The sequence below is a fragment of the uncultured Reyranella sp. genome, assembly GCF_945957355.1.
Lineage (GTDB): Bacteria > Pseudomonadota > Alphaproteobacteria > Reyranellales > Reyranellaceae > Reyranella.
Genome location: NZ_CAMFKM010000009.1, coordinates 119,217 through 137,379, shown reverse-complemented (window position 1 = coordinate 137,379; position 18,163 = coordinate 119,217). Strand labels below are relative to the sequence as shown.

The following is an 18,163-nucleotide window of genomic DNA, read 5'->3' as shown; positions in this document are numbered from 1 at the left end:
AGAAGCTTAGCCCGCGGCCGCCTCCCTTGTCAGCGCGTCAGCGTGGTCGCTTGCGCAGTGGACGTCTGCGCTGCGCGCGACGCGCCATCATGTTCAGCCCCTCGATCAGGCCCGAGAAAGCCATGGCCGTATAGATATAGCCCTTGGGTACGTGCACGCCCATGCCGTCGGCGATCAGGGTCATGCCGATCATCAGCAGGAAGCCCAGCGCCAGCATGACGATGGTCGGATTGTTGCCGATGAACCTGGCCAGACCATCCGCAGCAGCAAGCATCAGGCCAACAGCCACGACGACGGCGATCACCATGATCGGGATGTCGTCGGTCATGCCCACGGCAGTGATGATGCTGTCGAGCGAGAACACCAGATCGAGGATCAGGATCTGGCCGATCACACCCGCCACGGTGACGCGCACGACCTTGCCGGCGACATCCCCCTCGCCCTCATGCTCTCCCACGACATGGTCGTGAATCTCGCTGGTCGCCTTGTAGATCAGGAACAGGCCACCGCCGATCAGGATGAGATCGCGCCAGGAAAATCCATGGCCGAACAGTGAAAAGAGCGGCGCCGTGAGCTGGACGATGAAGGCGACACCACTGAGCAGCCCGAGCCGCAGGATCACCGCGAGCGCGATGCCGATTCGGCGGGTGCTCGACCGCTTCTCCTCCGGCAGCTTGTTGGTCAGGATGGAAATGAAGATCAGGTTGTCGATGCCCAGCACGACTTCCATGACGATGAGGGTCGCCAACGCGGCCCAGGCATGCGGATCGCGGGCGAGGACGAGAAGCTCTTCCATCATCCCACCACCATAGGTCATTGCTGGGTCGCGCCAAGAGACCTTTCTTTTGCGGGTCCGAGCCGGTAAGCCCGCAACCGATGCCTTCCCCCGCCGTTCCACCGCGGCCGTCCCCCAGCGTCCCTCCTGCCGCGCCCACGATTGCCATCGTGCTACTGTCGGTCGCCGCCTTCGCGTCGGCCGCCAACATGAGGGTGATCGACCCGCTGCTGGTGCAGCTCTCCGCTTCCTTCGGCGTCACGGTCGGCGCGGCCTCGATCGCCGCCACGGCCTTCCTGTTTGCCAACGGCGTCTTCGTGCTGGTGCATGGGCCGTTCGGCGATCGCTACGGCAAGATGCCGGTGGTCGCCATCGCCTGCATCGGCGCCGCCCTCTGCTGCATGCTGGGCGCAATCTCGACGTCGCTCGGGATGCTCACCCTGGCGCGCTTCCTGACGGGCGTGACCGGTTCGGCGATCATCCCGCTCGCCATCGCCTGGGTGGGCGACAATGTGAGCTACGAGAAGCGGCAGGCGACGCTCGCCCGCTTCCTGACCGGCCAGACGCTGGGCCTTATGACCGGATCGGCGCTGGGCGGAGCCATCGGCGACTGGCTGGGTTGGCGCTCGGTCTTCTGGGTTCTGGCGGCGATCTACATCATGGCCGGTGCCGCGTTGTTCGCCGTGATGCGCGCCCGGCCCGACATCGCCCGCCCGGGCGAACGGGCAGCGGGCTCGATGATCGGCCAGATGGTCGGTGTCCTCAAAAGACCCTGGGCCATGACGGTCATCCTGGTCGTGGCGCTGGAGGGCGGCGTCTTCTGGGGCGCCTTCACCTTCGTCGGCGCCGACCTGCACCAGCGCTTCGACCTGGGCTTCGCCGCCATCGGACTGGCGGTCGCGGCCTTCGGCGCCGGGGGCTTCCTCTACGTGATGGTGGCGCACCACCTCGTGCGCATCCTGGGCGAGCGCGGCCTCTGCACATGGGGTGGCACGGGACTGGGCATCGCCTTCGCGGCCATGGCGCTGGCGCCGACCGCCGAGATCGAGTTCGCCGCCATCGTCCTCTCCGGCGTTTCGTTCTACATGCTCCACAATACGCTGCAGACCAACGGCACCCAGATGGCGCCGGAGGCCCGCGGCGCCGGCATGGCGCTGTTCGCTCTCTGCCTGTTCGTGGGCCAGGCGATTGGCGTGCCCATCGCCGCTCCCATCGTCGACCGCTGGGGCGCGCCGCCCGTCTTCTGGGCGGCCGCCCTCGTGCTGCCGCTGCTGGCCTTCTGGTTCTCCGCCGCGATCGGCCGGCGCGCTCAGTTGACCGGCGAAACGCGGAAGGCGTAGGGCGCCTCGAGCTCCTTGCATTCCTCAGGCGTGAGCGTGATCTCGGTCGCCTTGGCCGCCGAGGTCAGCTGCTCGAGATCGGTCGCGCCGATGATCGGCGAGCCCATGTATGGCTTGTGCAGCAGCCAGGCGAGCGCCGCCTGGGCCGGCGTGCAGCCCTTCCCGCTCGCGATCTTCTTCAGCCGCTCGACGATTTCCCAGTCGCAATCGCGGTAGGTGCCGTCCTTCACGACCGTATCGTTCTTCGCGCGCTCGGTGGTGCCGCCGCCGTCCTTGCTGCGGTTGCCCGCGAGGAAGCCGCGCGCCAGCGGCGAATAGGGAATCAGACCGACGCCCTGCTCGTGGCAGAGCCGATTCATCTCATGCTCCTCCTCGCGCTGGATCAGGTTGTAGAGGTTCTGCATGGCAATCGGCCTGGCATAACCCTTCCAGTCGGCGATCATGATCATCTGTGCGAACTTGTAGGCCGGCATGGTCGAACCGCCGATGTAGCGGACCTTGCCGGAGCGCACGATCTGGTCGAGCGAATACATGGTCTCCTCGATCGGCGTGTGCGGGTCGAGGCGATGGACCTGGTAGACGTCGATATAGTCTGTCTGCAGACGCTTCAGCTGCGCATCGACCGAGGCCATCAGGTGCTTGCGGCCGGTGCCGACGTCGTTCTGGTTCTCGCTCATGCGGATGCCGACCTTGGTCGACAGCACGAAATCCTCGCGCCTGGCCATCTTCATGAGCGTGGCGCCCATGATCTCCTCGGAGCGGCCGAAATTGTAGGTATCGGCGGTGTCGAAGAAGGTGATGCCGACGTCGAGCGCGCGCCTGAAATAGGCCGGCGCCTCCGACTCGTCGAATTTGCCCCAGCCCCGCCGGCCCTTGGCGCCCCAGGAATTTCCTCCCAGGCAGATCCTGCTGACGATCAGGCCCGAGCGGCCGAGCGGTCCGTACTTCATCGATACCCCCCTTAAAAAGCTGCGGCACCGGTCGCCGTCGACCGATGCCGCCTTTCGACTCTCGTGAAGCCCGGCCTCAGCCGAGCACTTCCTTGTTCACGACGTTCGCCGCATTGGGCCTTCCGTCGAAAACGCTCAGGATGTTCTCGATGGCGGTGACGGCCATGCGGTCGCTGGCTTCCTGGGTGACGCCGGCCATGTGTGGGCTGAAGAACACGTTCTCCAGCTCAAACAGCTTGTTCGTCGGATCGGGCGGCTCGCGGTCGAGCACGTCGAGGCCCGCCCCGCGCAGCTTGCCGCCCTTCAGGGCAGCGTATAGCGCGTCCTCGTTGACGATGCCGCCGCGCGCCGTGTTCACCAGGAACGCCGTCGGCTTCATCAGCCCCAGTGTCTCTGTGTTGAACATGTCGATCGTCTCCGGCCCTTTCGGACAATGGATCGACACATAGTCGACCTCTGGCAGGATCGCCTTGAGATCAGTGACCTTGGTGGCGCCGGCCTTCTCGACGTCGGCCTTCGACATGTTTGGATCGAGCACATAGGTGTCCATCTCGAACGCGACGCAGCGCTTGACCGTGCGCGAGCCAATACGGCCCATGCCGACGACCAGCACCTTCTTGCCCGCGACGTCGGACGGCAGGTCGCTCAGCCGTTCGGCCCAGGCGCCGGTGCGCACCCAGCGGTCGGACTTCTTGGTGAGGCGCGACGCGGCGAGCATCATGTACATCGCATGCTCGGCCACGGACACCGAGTTGGCGATGCCGGTGGTCATCAGCGGGATCTTGCGCTTGTTGAGCGCCGGGATCTCGACGGCATCGAAGCCGACGCCGAGGCGGGCCACCACCATCATGCCGGGCGCCGCATCGAGCTCGGCCTGCCGGAACGGGGTGGCGCCGAGGGTCACGGCATTCGCGTCCTTGAGCTTGGGGTGGAGCGACGGGACCCGGTCGTCCGTCAGGATCTCGTAGTCGACATCGTCGCGCGCCTTGAGGACGGCGATTCCCGCCTCCGGCATGCGGCCGACGATCAGCACCTTCTTGCGATTCTTGCCTGTATTCGGGCCCGTATTCATCGTTTCCCCTGGATCATGCTGTGCAAACGGGCGCGATCCTAAGGCTCACCGGCGTGGGAGGCCAGAGCCAGCCGCTAAGGCAGGTAGTTCAAGGGCAACCGCGTGGTGGACTTGATCTCCTCCATCGCGAACATCGAGGTGACGTCGGACAGTTCGATCTTGGCGATCAGGCGCTTGTAGAAGGCGTCGTAGGCCTCGATGTCGGGCAGCGCGAGCCGGATCAGGTAGTCGATTTCACCGCTCATGCGATAGCAGTCCATGACCTCGGGAAAGGAGGCCACCGCCCTGGCAAAGCGGGTCAGCCACTGGGCATTGTGCTGCGCCGTCCGAACCGCCACGAACACGGTGACGTGTGCGTTGACGGCCTTGCGGTCGAGCAGCGCCACGCGCGACCGCACGATGCCCTCTTCCTGCAGCCGGTTGATGCGCCGCCAGCATGGCGTGGTCGACAGGCCGACGCGTTTCGCTACTTCGGCCAGCGGCATGTCGGCATTGTCCTGGAGGCAATCCAGGATCTTTTTGTCGAAGGAATCCAGTGTAAATTTTCCGGCCATTGGCTTCCCCGAAGAATTGTATTCTCAAGTTTGGGCTCCGCACGGGGAAGGTAGCAAGCCGTTTCCTGCGATGGCCGGTACAATTTGCTCATGTTCCGCCGCTTCACCGACCACCCCGCCTCGGTCAACGAGACCTATTTCCAGCACATGGGCATGGCCTTCGGTTTCGGCGCCAGGATGCTGGTTGGCTCGCTCGCCTGTTTCGTGCACGGTATCCTCCCTTGGGTATGCCTGACCCGCGGAAGCGACACGGTCCGCACGCTTCATCACCGCATGGTGAGCCATCGCGTGGTGCGTCCGGCGAAGGACGACGCGACGGTCGTCGCCGCAGGCGACTAGCCGAGCTCCTCGGCCTGCCCCCTTGGGCATCCGCATTTCTTCTATTCGAGTCCCGGCGAACTGAACCGACCGCCTCGCGCAAAGCGTGCCCGCGGGCGAATTTCGCGTGGTTCCGGCCGCTGGCGACAGCGCATCATTCCACCAAAATTTGCCGCCACCGGGACGCAGTCGGTCATCGAATTTATTTTCGCGACGCCCCTAGGGCACGCGACACCGGCGACCTATGTCATGAAATGAGGGTGCCCGGGATGCCCTCTACAGAAGCGCAACCCCTTCCCGACATGCTACGTTTTCCGCGGGGGAAGCGAACAGAAGCGGAGGCTGTAATGGAAACACCGGTACGCATCAGCTATCAGGGCGGCACGCCGAGCGAAGCGTTGAACACGCTGATCTCCGAACACATCGAGACGCTCGAGAAGCTCTATGGCCGGCTGACGTCCTGCCAGGTGGTCGTGCAGGTCCCGGACCGGCATCACCGCACGAGCAACCTCTTCAGCGTGAACATCCACATCGCCCTGCCGGGCCATATCGACGTGAACATCGACCATACGTCGCATGACGACGAGCGGCTTGCCGATCCGACCTTCGCGGTGAACGACGCGTTTCGCCGCGCAAAGCGCCAGATCAAGGAACGGGCGCGCAAGCAGCGGGGCGACGTCAAGAATCTGCATGAGCGCGTCGAGCGCACGCTGGATCGCGCCGAGGGCTAGCGCCGCCGCGGCACGCCTTTTTCGTCGAGTCTTTCTCTCAGGAGAAAGACTCGATCGCCGCCCCAGAAGATCTCGCCGTCGAGAACGAAGCTCGGGACGCCGAAGATGCCCGATGCTTCGGCTTCGCTGCGGAGCGAGTCGTGGCGCGCGCCACCTTCGCCTTCGAGAAAGGAGCCGAATCCCGGGGGCGCGCCCGCCTGCTCGAGCGCCACACTGACGGCTTCGATGCTTTCAGGATCGAGAGCGCGACGCCAGAAACGATCGAACGCGAGATCGTTGTAGGCACGGAAGACGCCATGCTGCTGGGCGTAGAGCATTCCGGCATTGATCGCCCGTGCATCGTAGATCTTCTTCGGCCCCATCAGGGTCAGGCCCTGCTTGTTGGCGAAGCGGCGGGCGTCCATGTAGGCATAGCGCACGCGGCGCCAGTGATGCGGATCGCGCTGCTCGACCGAGCCCTGGAACGAGGCGATGTCGAGCGTGTAGGGGCGCCAGTCGAGGTCGATCTCGTAGTCAGCCTCGAGTTCGTAAGCCCACGCCTTCGCCACGAAGGCGTAGGGACTCACATAGTCGCTCCACAGGATGACCTTCGTACGCTCCGTCACGGCGCGCTCCTCTCGCGCCTCCACAGCCACCAGAACACGCCGCCGACCGCGACGACCATCAACGTGCCGACCAGCAGCAGCATGGCCGAATCCTGGATCCACGCCACGGCTGGCACCGACAGAGCGAGGAACAGGCCGACCAGGCAGATACGCCAGACCCGCGCGTGAACGCCCGCCACGAAGGTGCCGAGCGCCAGCAGGATCAGGAGCGCGAGACTGGTCGCATTGTCGTTCACCACGCCGCGCACCTCCGGCAGGAACATCAGCCACATCGCCGCCAGGAAGGCGAGCCAGTGCAGCGCCTGCGTCACGATGAGCCGCAGGTGATCGGCCGTCTTGTCGACCTCCCGCCATCCCGACATCACGCAGGCGAGGCCGTAGATCGGCGCCAGGACCATCCAGTAGGCGTAGGTCGTGGGCCCCCGGAAGCCGGTGAGGATGACGCCGCCGACCGCCAGGGCCAGCATCGCCACATAGGGCAGTTCCCGGGCCAGCCAGTGCCGGCCGGTGCCGTCGCCGGCGGTGCTCAACGCGCGTCCTTCGCCAGCCGCTTCTCGACCACGCGTGCCCACAGGGTCGAGCCCAGGGTGAGCGCTTCGTCGTTGAAGTCGTAGCTGGGATTATGGACCTCGCAGCCGCCCTCGCCGCCGCCGTTGCCGATGTTGATGAAGGCGCCCGGGACCTCTTCCAGCATGTAGGAGAAATCCTCGGAAGCCATCACGAACGGCCCCTCGCGGTTCATGTTCTCAGGTCCGACGATCTCGGCCGCCACGTCGGCGATGAACTTCACCGCGTCCTTGTCGTTCACCAGCGGCGGGAAGGCGATGCGCACGTCGGCCTTGGCGCTGCCGCCCAGGCTCGCGGCGATGCCGCTGGAGATCGTCTCGATACGCTCCTTGATCAGCGCCATCGTCTCCTTCCGGAAGGCGCGAATCGTGCCGCGCAGCACGGCTTCCTGCGGGATCACGTTGTAGGCGTCGCCCGCGTGCATCTGCGTGACCGAGATCACCGCCGAATCGAGCGGTGCCACGTTGCGCGACACGACGCTCTGCAGCGCCGAGATGATCTGGGTCGCGATGATCACTGGATCGATGCCGGCCTCGGGGCGTGCTCCATGGGCGCCCTTGCCGGTGATGTGGATGTCGAACAGGCCGCCGCCCGCCATCTGCGGGCCCGAGCGGATGGCGAACTTGCCGACGTCGAGCTTCGGCCTGTTGTGCATGCCGAAGATGATCTCGCACGGGAACTTCTGGAACAGCCCGTCCTTGACCATCGCCTCGGCGCCGCCGCGCCCTTCTTCGGCCGGCTGGAAGATGAGATGCACCGTGCCGTCGAAGTTGCGGGTCGCGGCGAGATACTTGGCGGCGCCCAGCAGCATCGCGGTATGGCCGTCATGGCCACAGGCATGCATGCGGCCCTTGTGCGTGCTGCGATGGTCGAAGGTGTTGAGCTCGTCCATCGGCAGCGCGTCCATGTCGGCCCGCAGGCCGATGGCGCGCGGATTGTTGCCGACCCGGATGGTGCCGACAACGCCGGTCTTGCCAATGCCCGTCGTGACCTCGCAGCCCCACTCCTTCAGCTTCTGGGCGACGATGGTGCTGGTCCGCTCCTCCTCGAAGCCCAGCTCCGGATGCGCGTGGATGTCGCGCCGGATGGCGGTCAGCTCGGCGGCGGCGGCGGCGATCAGCGGTTCGATCTTCATGGCGGTCAGGACTCCAAAAGGAAGGCGGTCATTACACGACGAAACTCCGCGCCGTGCACGTTCGGATATGCATGGCCGCCGTCCGGCAGCACATAGGCGCGTGCGCCCGGGATCAGGCGCACCAGCTCCTCGGTGAAATAGAGCGGCGTCACCGTATCGTCGCGGGCACAGAGGGCCAGGGTACGCGCCGTCACTTTCTGCAGCTGCTCGCGCCGGTCATGCGCCACGATGGCGGCAATGCGCGAGAGGACGATCTCGGGAACGGGAATGGTCTGCAGCGCCTTCGCCTCGGCGGCCACGAGGTCGGCATCGTGGTCACGGACCCAGGCCGGCGAATTCAACGCCAGCGCACTCGACTTCAGATAGGCTGCCGGTCCCAACTCGCGCAGCATCAGCGACCGCACCTCGAACAGACGGCGGAAGAAGGCATCCGTCTTCGCCCAGGTGGCGCTGAGCACCAGCCGGTCGATCCGGGCGGGATGTTCGATCGCGAGAATCTGTCCCATCGCGCCGCCGGTCGAATGTCCACACCAGTGGACCTTGTCGTAGCCCAGCCCCTCGATGAGCTGGAGCGCATCGTCGGCCATCTGCTCGACGCTGTAGTCGATCCTCGAAAGGCTGCTGCGCGCGGTGCCGCGATGATCGTGCACGACGACGGTGAAATTCTTCGCCAGCTCGGACACGTTGTCGCTCCACCAGCGGCCATCGCCGCCGAGGCCGGCGACCAGAAACAGCGCGGGGCCGCTGCCATGGACCTCGTAGTAGAGTTCGGCGCCGTCGCGCAGCTTGAACAGGGCCATTCCGTCTCCTCGGCGATTTGCTATGGTCGGCCCAGGAGGAAAGCGCACCATGAAGCGCCTGTCGATTCTCGCGTTGATCCTGATTGGCGGCTGCGCTCCGAAGGAGCAACCGTTGACCACCACGATTCCGCGGCCGGCGCCCGACGAGGCGACGCCGACCGGGATCGCCTATCTCTGCGACGGCCGCAAGGAAGTGTCGGTAGTCTACGCGAAGAACCGCGCCTCGGTGACGCTCGGCGACCGCACGTGGCGGCTGGAGTACCAGGGCAGCGCGCCGGGTTTCCGCTACGCCAATACCGCCACCGAATGGACCGGCCGCGACGATCTCGCCACGCTGCGGGACACGGGCGGCAATCCGCTCGCCTTCAACTGCCGGCCGACCCGCCGCACGACCTAGGTCGACGGATATGGCTGCGTTTGGCCCGCCGTCATCATGGCCAGACAGGTGCGCCGTCGAGCCCCGCAGTTTCCGGCAGGCCGCAGATCAGGTTCGCATTCTGCACCGCCTGGCCGGCAGCTCCCTTGCCGAGATTGTCGACCACGCCCATCGCGATCACCAGGTTGCGCTCCGGATCGGCCGCATAGCTGACGAAGGACAGATTCGAGCCGGTCGCCCACTTGGTCTGTGGCGGCTTGCCAGTCACACGCACGAACGCCCGGCCGGCGTAGAAGCGCCGCGCCGCGTCCAGACACTGGTCCGTCGTGGCGCGGCCGCGGCAGTAAATGGTGGCAAGCACGCCGCGGGTCATCGGCACGAGGTGCGGCGTGAACACCAGGCCGGCGGCGCTACCGCCGCTCAGCCGCTCGATCGTCCTGGCCATCTCCGGCATGTGGGTGTGCTTGAGCAGGCCGTAAGGCACCAGGTTCTCGTTGCTCTCGGCATAGCCGAAGCGGCTGTCGGCACCGCCACGACCGGCTCCCGAAATGCCGGTCTTGGCGTCGATCACGATGTTGCCGGGCTCGATCAGCCTGTCAGCCAACAGCGGCGCCAGCGCGGTCAGCGTTGCCGCGGGAAAGCAGCCGGGGTTGGCGACGCGGGTCCTCCCGGCGATCTCCGTCGGCCAGACATCGGCGAGACCGTACGCCCACCCCTCGACATATCGGTGGTCGCCGCCGATATCGACGATCTTCACGTCCTTTGGAACACGCGCCAGCGCGTCCGCCGAGGCGCCCGTCGGCAAGGAGGCGAACAGCACGTCGAGCTTCGGCAGGGTCAGCGGATCCCACTTCTCGATCACGAGGTCGGCCAGCCTGGCCGGCAGGCCGGGAAAACGCTCGACCAACCGGCTGCCCGCGCTGCCTTCGCCCGCGGCATAGACCAGTTCGAAAGAGGGATGGCTCGCGACCAGGCGCATCGCCTCGCCGCCGCCAAAACCGCTGATGCCGACAATACCGACACGAATGCTCATGATGGTGTCCTTTGGAGTTTGGGCAAAACAAAACCCCCGGAGCGGGGGCTGCGGGGGTTCGGAAGCGCGGGCCGGAGCATTCCGGCGGGCGGGATCTAGGGTGACGCAGTCACCACACCGACGGACGCTGATCGACGCGCAGCCCGAAGAGCCGCCGCTTGGGTGCAGCGACGTCGGCATCGATCACAAAGGTTGCGGTTCCCGAACATGTTCTTTGAAACTGTCGCCCGCCGGATTGAACGTCAAGCGGAATGTCTCCTGGGAGGCTACTTCAGCCAGAGCTTGATCGCGTAGCCGACCAGCGCCGTGACGCCGACGCCGCCAGCCCACAGGCCGACGAACCACAGCCACTGCCGTGCTTTGGGCATCAATGATAGCCCTCGTGACCGGTCTTGCCGCGGAACACCCAATAGGAAAAGCCGGTATAGGCCAGGATGATCGGCACGATCACCAGGACGCCGGGCAGCATGAACTTCAGGCTGTCGTGCGGCGCGGCGGCATCCCAGATCGAGACCGACGGCGGCACGACATTGGGGTAGAGGCTGATGCCGAGGCCGGCGAGGCCCAGGCCGAACAAAGCAAGCGCCATCAGGAACGGCGTGTAGTGATGCAAGCGGCGCAGGCTCCAGAACAGAACGAAGGTGACGATCGCCACGAGAAGCGGGACCTGGGCGGTGAACAGGACCTGCGGCCAGGCGAACCAGCGCATCCAGTAGGCATCGCGCAGGAAAGGCGTCGCTGCACTCACCGCCGCCATCGCCACGATCGTCGCAATACCGAGGCGAAAGGCCAGGCGATAGCAACGCTCCTGCAAGGAGCCCTCGCTCTTCATCACCAGCCATGTCGAACCCAGGAGCGCATAGCCGCAGAGGAGACTGACGCCAACGAGCAGGCTGAACGGCGTGAGCCAGTCGAACCAGCCGCCGGCATAGGTGCGGTTCTGGACGGCGATTCCCTGCAGCAGGGCTCCCAGGGTGATGCCCTGCGCGAGAGTGGCCACGACCGAGCCACCGCTGAACGCCACATCCCACAGCACGCGATGGCGCGGGTCGCGCCAACGGAACTCGAAGGCCACGCCGCGGAAGACCAGCGCCAGCAGCATGGCGATGATGGGTGCATAGAGGGCCGAGAGGATCATGCCGTAAGCCAGCGGAAAGGCAGCGAGCAGGCCGCCGCCGCCCATCACCAGCCATGTCTCGTTACCGTCCCAGACGGGTGCCACCGAATTCATGGCGCTGTCGCGCTCGCGGCCGACCGGCAGGAATGGAAACAGGATGCCGATGCCAAGGTCGAACCCGTCCATGACGACGTAGGCCAGGATGGCGAAGGCGATGATGAAGGCGAAGAACATCGGAAGGTCGAACGGCATGATCAGGCCTCCTTGCCGGTCGCGAGCGAATCGGCCACCGCCGGGGCAGGCGTGATGCCCGCGGCGCGCACCGGCTGGTCGCGCCGCGGCCCCTCCTCGCCGCGATGCGGCGGATGCGACATCAGCCTCAGGATGTAATAGGTCCCGGCCCCGAAGGCGAAGAAGTAGACGATGACGAAGGCCATCAGCGAGGCGCCGACCGCCGGTGCATCGAGCGCGGAGACCGAATCGACCGTGCGCAGCAGGCCGTACACCGTATAGGGCTGGCGCCCGACCTCCGTCGTCACCCAGCCGGCGATGACAGCGACAAACCCCGCCGGTCCCATCGCCAGCGCGAAGCGATGCAGCAGCGGCCAGTCGTAGAGGTGCCTGCGCATCCTCGCGAGCAGGCTGAATGCCGCCAAGGCCAGCATCAGCATGCCCATGCCGACCATGATCCGGAACGACCAGAACACGACGGGCACCGGCGGCCAGTCCTTGCGGTCGACCGTGTCGAGTCCCTTCAGCGGCGCATCCCACGAATGCTTCAGGATGAGCGACGACGCCTTGGGAATCTCGACGGCGAACAGGTTCTTGCCGGCGGCCTCGTCGGGCCAGCCGAACAAAACCAGCGGCGCGCCGTCGGGATGGCTCTGGAAGTGGCCCTCCATGGCCATGACCTTCACGGGCTGGTGCTCCAGCGTATTCAGCCCATGCTGGTCACCGGCGAATATCTGCAGCGGGGCCACGACGGTGATCATGCCCATCGCCATGGAGAACATGACCCGCGCACCCTCGTTGCCGCGCTCTCGCAACAGGTGCCACGCACCGACCGCGCCAACGACCAGCGCCGTCGTCAGGTAGGCGCCGAACACGGTGTGCACGAGCCGATACGGAAAGGACGGATTGAAGATGACCGCCCACCAGTCGACCGGCACGAACTGGCCGCCCGCATTGATCGCGTAGCCGGCCGGCGTCTGCATCCAGCTGTTGGCGCTGAGGATCCAGAAGGCCGAGAAGAAGGTGCCGACCGCGACGGCAAGCGTCGCCGCGAAGTGCAGGCCCTTGCCCACGCGATTCATGCCGAACAGCATGACGCCCAGGAAGCCCGCTTCGAGGAAGAAGGCCGTCAGGACCTCGTAGGCCATCAGCGGTCCGATCACCGGGCCCGCCTTGTCGGAGAAAGCCGACCAGTTGGTGCCGAACTGATAGGACATGACGATGCCCGACACGACGCCCATGCCGAAGGCGAGCGCGAAGATCTTCAGCCAGTACTTGAAGAGGTCGAGATAGACCTGGCGACCCGTCCACAGCCACAGGCCTTCGAGCACGGCGAGATAGCTCGCCAGGCCGATCGAGAAGGACGGGAAGATGAAATGGAACGAGACGGTGAAGGCGAACTGCAGTCTGGCGAGGAAGATGGCGTCCAGTCCCTCGAACATCATGTTCTCCCTAGACGATGCGCGACGCGTAAGCGGGCGACTTCAATGCGACGACCAGTACGTCCAGCGCCGCCACGAGTTCCGCGCGGCTCCGCGCCGCGCCCAGCGCGATGCGGATGGCGTGTTCCGGTTCGCCATCGACGCTGAAGCTGTCACTCGTGACCACGGCAAGCCCCTGTCGCTGAACGTGCGCCGCAAATTCTGCACGGGTCCACGTCGCGGGCAGTCTCAGCCACACGTGAAGGCCCTTGCCGTGAGCTGCGTAGCTCTGGCCCGCAAGCGCCTTGATCGCCAGCCCCTGTCTGGCCGCAGCCTCCGCAGCGACGGCCGACACGATGGCGTCGGCGCTGCCGTCGGCGAACCAGCGCGAGACCAGCGCGACCATCAGCGGTGCCGGCATCTGCGATACCGTGCGCAAGGCATTGGCAAGGCCCGACGCGGCGGTGCGATCGGGCGCCAGCACATGGGCCACACGCAATCCCGGCGCCATGCACTTCGACAGCGTCATCGCGAGATAGCTGCGCTCGGGAATGAGCGTCGCAATCGGCAGCGGAGCCGGCTCGAAACTTCCATAAGCGTCGTCCTCGATCAGCACCAGATCGTGACGACGAACCGCCTCCGCAAGCTCTTCGCGACGCGGCAGACCGATTGTCGCGGTCGTCGGATTGTGAATCGTCGGCAGCAGGTAGACCGCCTTGGGCGCGTGAAGGCGGCAGGCTTCCTCGAGCGCCCGGGGATCCATGCCCTCTTCGTCCGACGCCACGCCGACGAGACGCACGCCGAGCGATGCGGCCGCCGACCTGAAGCCCGGATAGGTAAGCCGGTCGGTGAGCACGACGTCGCCCGGCCTCGTCACCGCCAGGAGAAGCGCCATGAGCGCGCTCTGCGTGCCGGGAGAGATGACGAGCCGGTCCGCCTGGACCGTGGGAACACGCCGCCGCAGCCACTCGGCCGCGATGCCGCGATCCACCGTGCTGCCACCCGCCTGCTGGTAGCTCAGGAGATCGGAGAAGCCATGGTCGCGCTGAAGGGTCGCCAGCCCCCGCATAATGCGCCCTTCGAGATCGGCCTCGATGGGCGACGGCGGCAGGTTCATCGACAGATCGACGTCGATGCCAGCGGCGGCGCGGCTGGCTGGCCGCGTGCGATTTTCGGCGACGAAGGTGCCCTGCCCGACCCGTGCATCCGTCAGCCCCCGGCGGCGCGCCTCGTTGTAGGCCCGCGTCACCGTCGTCAGGTCGACATCCAAGGCCTTGGCGAGGGCGCGATGGGTCGGCAGGCGTTGGCCACGATGCAGACGACCGGAGGCAATATCGCGCTCGAGCGCCGCCACGATGCCTTCGTAAACCGGCCCGCCCGCATCGAGTGTAGGGCTCCAATCCATACAATATCGCTCCTTGTCCTTGAATGTATGGCCACACGTATGGATATACAAGCCGACAATCCGAGGAGGACACGATGGCTGGGAAGGGCGGTCTTTATCTGATGAGGGGCATGATGGGACGCTGCCCGGCCTGTGGAGAGGGCAAGCTGTTCCGCGCCTTCGTGAAGGTGGCCGATCGCTGCCCGGCTTGCGGCGAGGACCTGCACCATCACCGCGCCGACGATTTCCCCGCCTATCTGACGATCTTCCTGGTCGGCCACCTGGTTGTGCCGATCGCCATGTATGTCGAGATCGCCTACCAGCCGTCCTACTGGCTGCACACGATCCTGTGGGCGCCGCTGGTGATCCTTCTGTCGATCGGCCTGCTTCAGCCAATCAAGGGCATGATCGTCGCGTTGCAGTGGCACATGGGCATGCACGGCTTCGCCGCGGCGAAGCAGGAACGTATCGAGCCCTGTTAGCCGCCCTCTCTAGCCGAAAGCCTCGAAGACCTCGGCAATCGCGGCCTTGTCCAGTCCGGCGCGCAGGCAGGTCTGGAGCAGCACGCGCGCCTTGAGCGGATTGAGCCGGCCGCCCCAGATGAGGCCGGCCTTGCGCAAAGCGATCTCCGAGCTGGGTCCGCCATAGGTCTGGCGCAGCAGCGGCCCGCCGCCGGCGCGCGGCGATACGACGGTGGGAATGATCTCGGCCAGCTGTCCCACCAGCGAGGCGATGCGTTCGGGAACGTGACCGCCACCCATCGCACCCACGACGGCGCCCCGATAGCCGAGCTGGTCACGATGATCGACCATCGCCTCGAGGATGTAGCCCGGCTCGTCCAGACCCAGCCACAGCAGCGCCACCGGCTGTTCCCGGCCCGATGCCGCGCCCAGCCGCTTGCGCGCCGCCTCGATCGGCGCACGTACCGGCAGCGACAGCGGCACGACCCTCTCCTCGACCAGCGCCGCGAGCGGGCCGGTCTGCGGTGAGGCGAAGGCATTGAGCCGCGTCGGATGGATCTTGAGCACGTCGGACGCTGCGTAGACCTCGTCCAGCATCACGACGGCGACGCCCAGCGCCTTCGCATGGGCCTTCACCCAGGGATCGCAGGCGACGCGCACTGCCGCGAGCAGATTGCCCGGCCCGTCCGCCGACGTGAGCGCGGGATTGCGCATCGCCGCCGTCACGATCACCGGGATGTCGCGCGCGACCAGCAGGTCAAGCAGGAAGCTCGTCTCCTCGAGCGTGTCGGTGCCCTGCGTCACCACCACGCCGTCGACATCGAGGTCCATGATCTTGTTCGCCAGCGCATGGAGCTGGTCGAAGGACAGCGAATGGCTGCCGACCCGCGACACGGTCTCCGCGCGAATGTCGGCCAGCGTGGCCAGCAAAGGCACCGCGCCGACCAGATCGTCGGCGCCCAGTCCCATCTGCATGGCGCCCGACGCATCCGGCGCCGTCGCGATGGTGCCGCCAAGGGCCAGGATCTGGATTCGCGGAAGGGTCATGACAAAAGCCTCAGGGAACGGAAGAAGCGCTCGGCTTCCGGCGCCCGCAGCGCATCGGCCGGCGCGAGATAGCCCAGGGAAACGTATTGGCGGCCCTTCAGCACGACGAGCTGTCGCAGTGCATTGCCACCCGCCAGCGGTCCGGTTGATTCGACGGCCGGTGCCCCTTGCACCGTCTTCCAGTCGACGTTGGTCCACTTGCCCCCGGCCAGGCGTTGCGCGCGATCGTCGAGCGCGGATTGCAGGTTGGCCTTGGGTTGCCGCACATCGACATCGGCGGGAAAGAGCGCGCTCTGCGCCACGAACGACAGGCGCCGGTATTCGAGACTGTAGGAATGATAGACAAAGGGCGTGCCGCCGGCCGACACCGTATCGAGCACCTTGTAGACTGGCGCGCCGGGCATCTCGACGAAGAACGACTTGTCGGCACCCTCGACCGGAAACCACGAGGCCGATTGCGCCGCTGCCTCCGCCGCCAGCAATGCCACCGGCAGCGAGAGAAAAGACCGCCTGTAGTGAGTCATTCGGCGGCCCGTGCCGTTGCGAACTTCTCGCGGGCTTCCGTCGCCGTGTAGTAGCCGCGCGCCACGTCGCGGGCGACCGCGTCCGGATGGCGCCTGGCCGGATCGCCGAAGCCGCCGCCGCCCGGGGTTGAAACGCGCACCACGTCGCCGACGCCGATCTCGATGTCCTGGTCCTTCGAGAGATGCGGCGGACGATAGGTGCGGCCGCCCTGCTCGACCTGCACCGTGTTGGTACCGCCGTCCTTCCCACCCAGCACGCCCTGCGGGCCGGTGCGACCATGGTCCATCACCATGGAGACGCGCGCCTCGCCGCGGCGCAGCTTGATGGCGTAGTTGATGCCGAAGCCGCCGCGGAACTCTCCGGCGCCGCCGGAGCCTTCGCGCAACGAGAACTCCTCGAACAGCACGGGGTAAAACTGCTCCAGCACTTCGACCGGCGGCATCTTGGAGATACCGATTGTCGAGCAGCCGTTGCTGAGGCCGTCGCCGCCCTGGAAGCCGCCATAGCCGCCGCCGGTGAACAGATACATGATGTAGTTGCGCTTCCGGTCCGGATCGTAGCCGCCGACGCCGAGGTTGCCGGACGTGCCGGCGGGCGCCGCAAACAGCAGATCGGGGATCGCCCTGGTGAGCGCCGCGAACACTGCCTCCGCGATACGCTGGCTCACCTCGGCCGCGCAGCCAGACACCGGCCGCGGATACTTCGCGTACAGGAACGTACCCTCGGGTTCGACGATGCGCAGCGGCTCGAAGGTGCCGGCATTGATCGGCACGTCGGGAAAGACGTGCTTCACGGCGAGGTAGATCGCCGACTTGGTCGTGGCGATCACGCTGTTCATCGGGCCGCGGCAGGGCGGGCTCGATCCGGTCATGTCGAAAGTGAGTTCGTCGCCCTTCTTCGTGATCTTCATCCGGATGGTGAGCGGCTCATCGACGACGCCATCGCTGTCGACCTGGGAGGTACCCTCGTACACGCCATCGGGAATGTCGGCGATCTTGGCGCGCATCTGCCGTCCGGCGCGGTGGCGCATCTCGGCGATCGCCGCGCGCACGACGTCGGCGCCATAGCGGTCGATCAGCTCGGTGAGGCGCACCTCGCCGGTCGTGAGCGCGGCGGCCTGAGCCTTGATGTCGCCGATGCGCTGGTCGGCGATGCGGATGTTGGACAGGATGATGGACAGGATCTCCTGGTCCATCTCGCCCTTCTTGAAGAATTTCACCGGCGGCAGCCGCAGTCCTTCCTGCTCGACCTCGGTCGCGCTGGCGGAGAAGCCGCCAGGCACCATGCCCCCGACGTCCGGCCAGTGACCGGTGTTGGCCAGCCAGGCGAACAGCTCGCCCTTGTAGAAGAACGGCTTCACGAAACGCACGTCCATCAGATGCGTGCCGCCGAGATACGGATCGTTGACGATGAACACGTCGCCCGGATCAACCTTGCCGGCATAGTGCGTCTTCACCCTCTCGATCACCGCGCGGGTGGAAAACTGCATGGTCCCGACGAAAACCGGCAGGCCGAGTTCGCCCTGGGCGATCAGGGAGCCGTCGACGGTGTCGTAGATGCCGTCGGAGCGGTCCATGCCCTCGGAGATCACCGGCGAGAAGGCGGCGCGCACGAACGCCAGATCCATCTCGTTGCAGACCTGGATCAGGCCGTTCTGGATGACTGTCAAGGTGACGGGATCGAGGTTCGACATGTCCGAATGACTAGCACAGGCCGTGCCT

20 protein-coding genes are annotated in these 18,163 nt (G+C 66.1%); 5 read left to right on the top strand and 15 right to left on the bottom strand.

The window, feature by feature from the left end:
- Positions 1-37 precede the first annotated feature (37 nt).
- The gene (locus Q0Q48_RS16290; protein WP_295139890.1) at positions 38-796 is read right to left on the bottom strand and encodes a TerC family protein; all 759 of its coding nucleotides are present in this window, start codon (positions 794-796) and stop codon (positions 38-40) included.
- A gap of 149 nt (positions 797-945) precedes the next feature.
- Between Q0Q48_RS16290 and Q0Q48_RS16285 the strand changes: the two genes are divergently transcribed.
- Positions 946-2,115: an MFS transporter gene (locus tag Q0Q48_RS16285; protein ID WP_295139724.1), complete on the top strand. Its 1,170-nt coding sequence runs from the start codon at positions 946-948 to the stop codon at positions 2,113-2,115.
- On the opposite strand, the gene Q0Q48_RS16280 is transcribed toward Q0Q48_RS16285, so the two are convergent.
- The 3 genes from Q0Q48_RS16280 to Q0Q48_RS16270 form a co-directional block, all read right to left on the bottom strand.
- On the bottom strand, positions 2,085-3,065 hold the full coding sequence (locus Q0Q48_RS16280) for an aldo/keto reductase (RefSeq protein WP_295139722.1): 981 nt from the start codon (positions 3,063-3,065) through the stop codon (positions 2,085-2,087). The genes Q0Q48_RS16285 and Q0Q48_RS16280 overlap by 31 nt on opposite strands.
- Before the next feature lie 76 nt (positions 3,066-3,141).
- A complete protein-coding gene (locus tag Q0Q48_RS16275; RefSeq protein ID WP_295139721.1) occupies positions 3,142-4,137 on the bottom strand; it encodes a hydroxyacid dehydrogenase in 996 nt (331 codons plus the stop codon).
- Positions 4,138-4,211: 74 nt separating this feature from the next.
- Positions 4,212-4,673, bottom strand: coding sequence for an Lrp/AsnC family transcriptional regulator (locus Q0Q48_RS16270; protein WP_295139888.1), 462 nt, complete (start codon positions 4,671-4,673; stop codon positions 4,212-4,214).
- Between the two features lie 108 nt (positions 4,674-4,781).
- Between Q0Q48_RS16270 and Q0Q48_RS16265 the strand changes: the two genes are divergently transcribed.
- Together Q0Q48_RS16265 and Q0Q48_RS16260 are read left to right on the top strand one after the other, a co-directional pair.
- Positions 4,782-5,030 carry a DUF6356 family protein gene (locus tag Q0Q48_RS16265; protein ID WP_295139719.1) on the top strand — a complete coding sequence of 83 codons (249 nt, stop codon included), beginning with the start codon at positions 4,782-4,784 and terminating at the stop codon, positions 5,028-5,030.
- A 326-nt stretch (positions 5,031-5,356) separates the two neighbouring features.
- Complete coding sequence (locus tag Q0Q48_RS16260; protein ID WP_295139718.1) at positions 5,357-5,740, top strand: HPF/RaiA family ribosome-associated protein; 384 nt, start codon at positions 5,357-5,359, stop codon at positions 5,738-5,740.
- Here the strand turns inward: Q0Q48_RS16260 and Q0Q48_RS16255 are convergent.
- From Q0Q48_RS16255 to Q0Q48_RS16240, 4 genes are read right to left on the bottom strand one after another with little or no spacing between them, the layout of a single operon-like run.
- The gene (locus tag Q0Q48_RS16255) at positions 5,737-6,345 is read right to left on the bottom strand and encodes a DsbA family protein (protein WP_295139716.1); all 609 of its coding nucleotides are present in this window, start codon (positions 6,343-6,345) and stop codon (positions 5,737-5,739) included. The two genes, Q0Q48_RS16260 and Q0Q48_RS16255, sit on opposite strands and share 4 nt — an antisense overlap.
- Positions 6,342-6,875, bottom strand: coding sequence for a hypothetical protein (locus Q0Q48_RS16250; RefSeq protein ID WP_295139714.1), 534 nt, complete (start codon positions 6,873-6,875; stop codon positions 6,342-6,344). Before Q0Q48_RS16250 ends, Q0Q48_RS16255 begins: the two co-directional genes overlap by 4 nt.
- On the bottom strand, positions 6,872-8,047 hold the full coding sequence (locus Q0Q48_RS16245) for a M20 aminoacylase family protein (RefSeq protein ID WP_295139713.1): 1,176 nt from the start codon (positions 8,045-8,047) through the stop codon (positions 6,872-6,874). The genes Q0Q48_RS16250 and Q0Q48_RS16245 overlap by 4 nt, the downstream gene beginning before the upstream one ends.
- Positions 8,048-8,052: 5 nt before the next feature.
- Positions 8,053-8,847 carry an alpha/beta hydrolase gene (locus tag Q0Q48_RS16240; protein WP_295139711.1) on the bottom strand — a complete coding sequence of 265 codons (795 nt, stop codon included), beginning with the start codon at positions 8,845-8,847 and terminating at the stop codon, positions 8,053-8,055.
- A gap of 49 nt (positions 8,848-8,896) precedes the next feature.
- On the opposite strand from Q0Q48_RS16240, the gene Q0Q48_RS16235 reads away from it, so the two are divergent.
- On the top strand, positions 8,897-9,244 hold the full coding sequence (locus Q0Q48_RS16235; RefSeq protein WP_295139709.1) for an MliC family protein: 348 nt from the start codon (positions 8,897-8,899) through the stop codon (positions 9,242-9,244).
- A gap of 34 nt (positions 9,245-9,278) precedes the next feature.
- Here the strand turns inward: Q0Q48_RS16235 and argC are convergent, their stop codons facing one another.
- The 4 genes from argC to Q0Q48_RS16215 all read right to left on the bottom strand — a co-directional run bounded on the left by argC (position 9,279) and on the right by Q0Q48_RS16215 (position 14,430).
- The gene (gene argC / locus Q0Q48_RS16230) at positions 9,279-10,256 is read right to left on the bottom strand and encodes an N-acetyl-gamma-glutamyl-phosphate reductase (protein WP_295139708.1); all 978 of its coding nucleotides are present in this window, start codon (positions 10,254-10,256) and stop codon (positions 9,279-9,281) included.
- Between the two features lie 367 nt (positions 10,257-10,623).
- A complete protein-coding gene (gene cydB, locus Q0Q48_RS16225) occupies positions 10,624-11,631 on the bottom strand; it encodes a cytochrome d ubiquinol oxidase subunit II (RefSeq protein ID WP_295139886.1) in 1,008 nt (335 codons plus the stop codon).
- Positions 11,628-13,046, bottom strand: coding sequence for a cytochrome ubiquinol oxidase subunit I (locus tag Q0Q48_RS16220; RefSeq protein WP_295139706.1), 1,419 nt, complete (start codon positions 13,044-13,046; stop codon positions 11,628-11,630). Before Q0Q48_RS16220 ends, cydB begins: the two co-directional genes overlap by 4 nt.
- Positions 13,047-13,056: 10 nt before the next feature.
- Positions 13,057-14,430 (bottom strand): PLP-dependent aminotransferase family protein, encoded by a 1,374-nt coding sequence (locus Q0Q48_RS16215; RefSeq protein ID WP_295139704.1) that lies wholly within the window; start codon positions 14,428-14,430, stop codon positions 13,057-13,059.
- A gap of 74 nt (positions 14,431-14,504) precedes the next feature.
- Between Q0Q48_RS16215 and Q0Q48_RS16210 the strand changes: the two genes are divergently transcribed.
- Entirely contained in the window at positions 14,505-14,891 is a 387-nt protein-coding gene (locus tag Q0Q48_RS16210; RefSeq protein WP_295139702.1) for a DUF983 domain-containing protein, read from the top strand.
- 9 nt (positions 14,892-14,900) lie between these two features.
- Here Q0Q48_RS16210 and Q0Q48_RS16205 read toward each other — a convergent pair whose 3' ends face one another.
- The 3 genes from Q0Q48_RS16205 to Q0Q48_RS16195 are packed head-to-tail and all read right to left on the bottom strand — an operon-like array spanning position 14,901 to position 18,135.
- Positions 14,901-15,917 (bottom strand): asparaginase, encoded by a 1,017-nt coding sequence (locus Q0Q48_RS16205; RefSeq protein WP_295139700.1) that lies wholly within the window; start codon positions 15,915-15,917, stop codon positions 14,901-14,903.
- The gene (locus tag Q0Q48_RS16200) at positions 15,914-16,441 is read right to left on the bottom strand and encodes a hypothetical protein (protein ID WP_295139698.1); all 528 of its coding nucleotides are present in this window, start codon (positions 16,439-16,441) and stop codon (positions 15,914-15,916) included. The genes Q0Q48_RS16205 and Q0Q48_RS16200 overlap by 4 nt, the downstream gene beginning before the upstream one ends.
- Positions 16,438-18,135 (bottom strand): hydantoinase B/oxoprolinase family protein, encoded by a 1,698-nt coding sequence (locus tag Q0Q48_RS16195; protein WP_295139696.1) that lies wholly within the window; start codon positions 18,133-18,135, stop codon positions 16,438-16,440. The genes Q0Q48_RS16200 and Q0Q48_RS16195 overlap by 4 nt, the downstream gene beginning before the upstream one ends.
- Between the last annotated feature and the right edge of the window lie 28 nt (positions 18,136-18,163).

What these genes read in the sequence shown, in the direction of transcription:
- Q0Q48_RS16205 (WP_295139700.1), bottom strand. Translation starts at nt 15,917, where the DNA reads ATGACCCTTCCGCGAATCCAGATCCTGGCCCTTGGCGGCACCATCGCG.
- Q0Q48_RS16220 (WP_295139706.1), bottom strand. Translation starts at nt 13,046, where the DNA reads ATGTTCGAGGGACTGGACGCCATCTTCCTCGCCAGACTGCAGTTCGCC.
- Q0Q48_RS16245 (WP_295139713.1), bottom strand. Translation starts at nt 8,047, where the DNA reads ATGAAGATCGAACCGCTGATCGCCGCCGCCGCCGCCGAGCTGACCGCC.
- Q0Q48_RS16275 (WP_295139721.1), bottom strand. Translation starts at nt 4,137, where the DNA reads ATGAATACGGGCCCGAATACAGGCAAGAATCGCAAGAAGGTGCTGATC.
- Q0Q48_RS16195 (WP_295139696.1), bottom strand. Translation starts at nt 18,135, where the DNA reads ATGTCGAACCTCGATCCCGTCACCTTGACAGTCATCCAGAACGGCCTG.
- argC (WP_295139708.1), bottom strand. Translation starts at nt 10,256, where the DNA reads ATGAGCATTCGTGTCGGTATTGTCGGCATCAGCGGTTTTGGCGGCGGC.
- Q0Q48_RS16265 (WP_295139719.1), top strand. Translation starts at nt 4,782, where the DNA reads ATGTTCCGCCGCTTCACCGACCACCCCGCCTCGGTCAACGAGACCTAT.
- Q0Q48_RS16200 (WP_295139698.1), bottom strand. Translation starts at nt 16,441, where the DNA reads ATGACTCACTACAGGCGGTCTTTTCTCTCGCTGCCGGTGGCATTGCTG.
- Q0Q48_RS16240 (WP_295139711.1), bottom strand. Translation starts at nt 8,847, where the DNA reads ATGGCCCTGTTCAAGCTGCGCGACGGCGCCGAACTCTACTACGAGGTC.
- Q0Q48_RS16210 (WP_295139702.1), top strand. Translation starts at nt 14,505, where the DNA reads ATGGCTGGGAAGGGCGGTCTTTATCTGATGAGGGGCATGATGGGACGC.
- Q0Q48_RS16215 (WP_295139704.1), bottom strand. Translation starts at nt 14,430, where the DNA reads ATGGATTGGAGCCCTACACTCGATGCGGGCGGGCCGGTTTACGAAGGC.
- Q0Q48_RS16235 (WP_295139709.1), top strand. Translation starts at nt 8,897, where the DNA reads ATGAAGCGCCTGTCGATTCTCGCGTTGATCCTGATTGGCGGCTGCGCT.
- Q0Q48_RS16280 (WP_295139722.1), bottom strand. Translation starts at nt 3,065, where the DNA reads ATGAAGTACGGACCGCTCGGCCGCTCGGGCCTGATCGTCAGCAGGATC.
- Q0Q48_RS16290 (WP_295139890.1), bottom strand. Translation starts at nt 796, where the DNA reads ATGGAAGAGCTTCTCGTCCTCGCCCGCGATCCGCATGCCTGGGCCGCG.
- Q0Q48_RS16260 (WP_295139718.1), top strand. Translation starts at nt 5,357, where the DNA reads ATGGAAACACCGGTACGCATCAGCTATCAGGGCGGCACGCCGAGCGAA.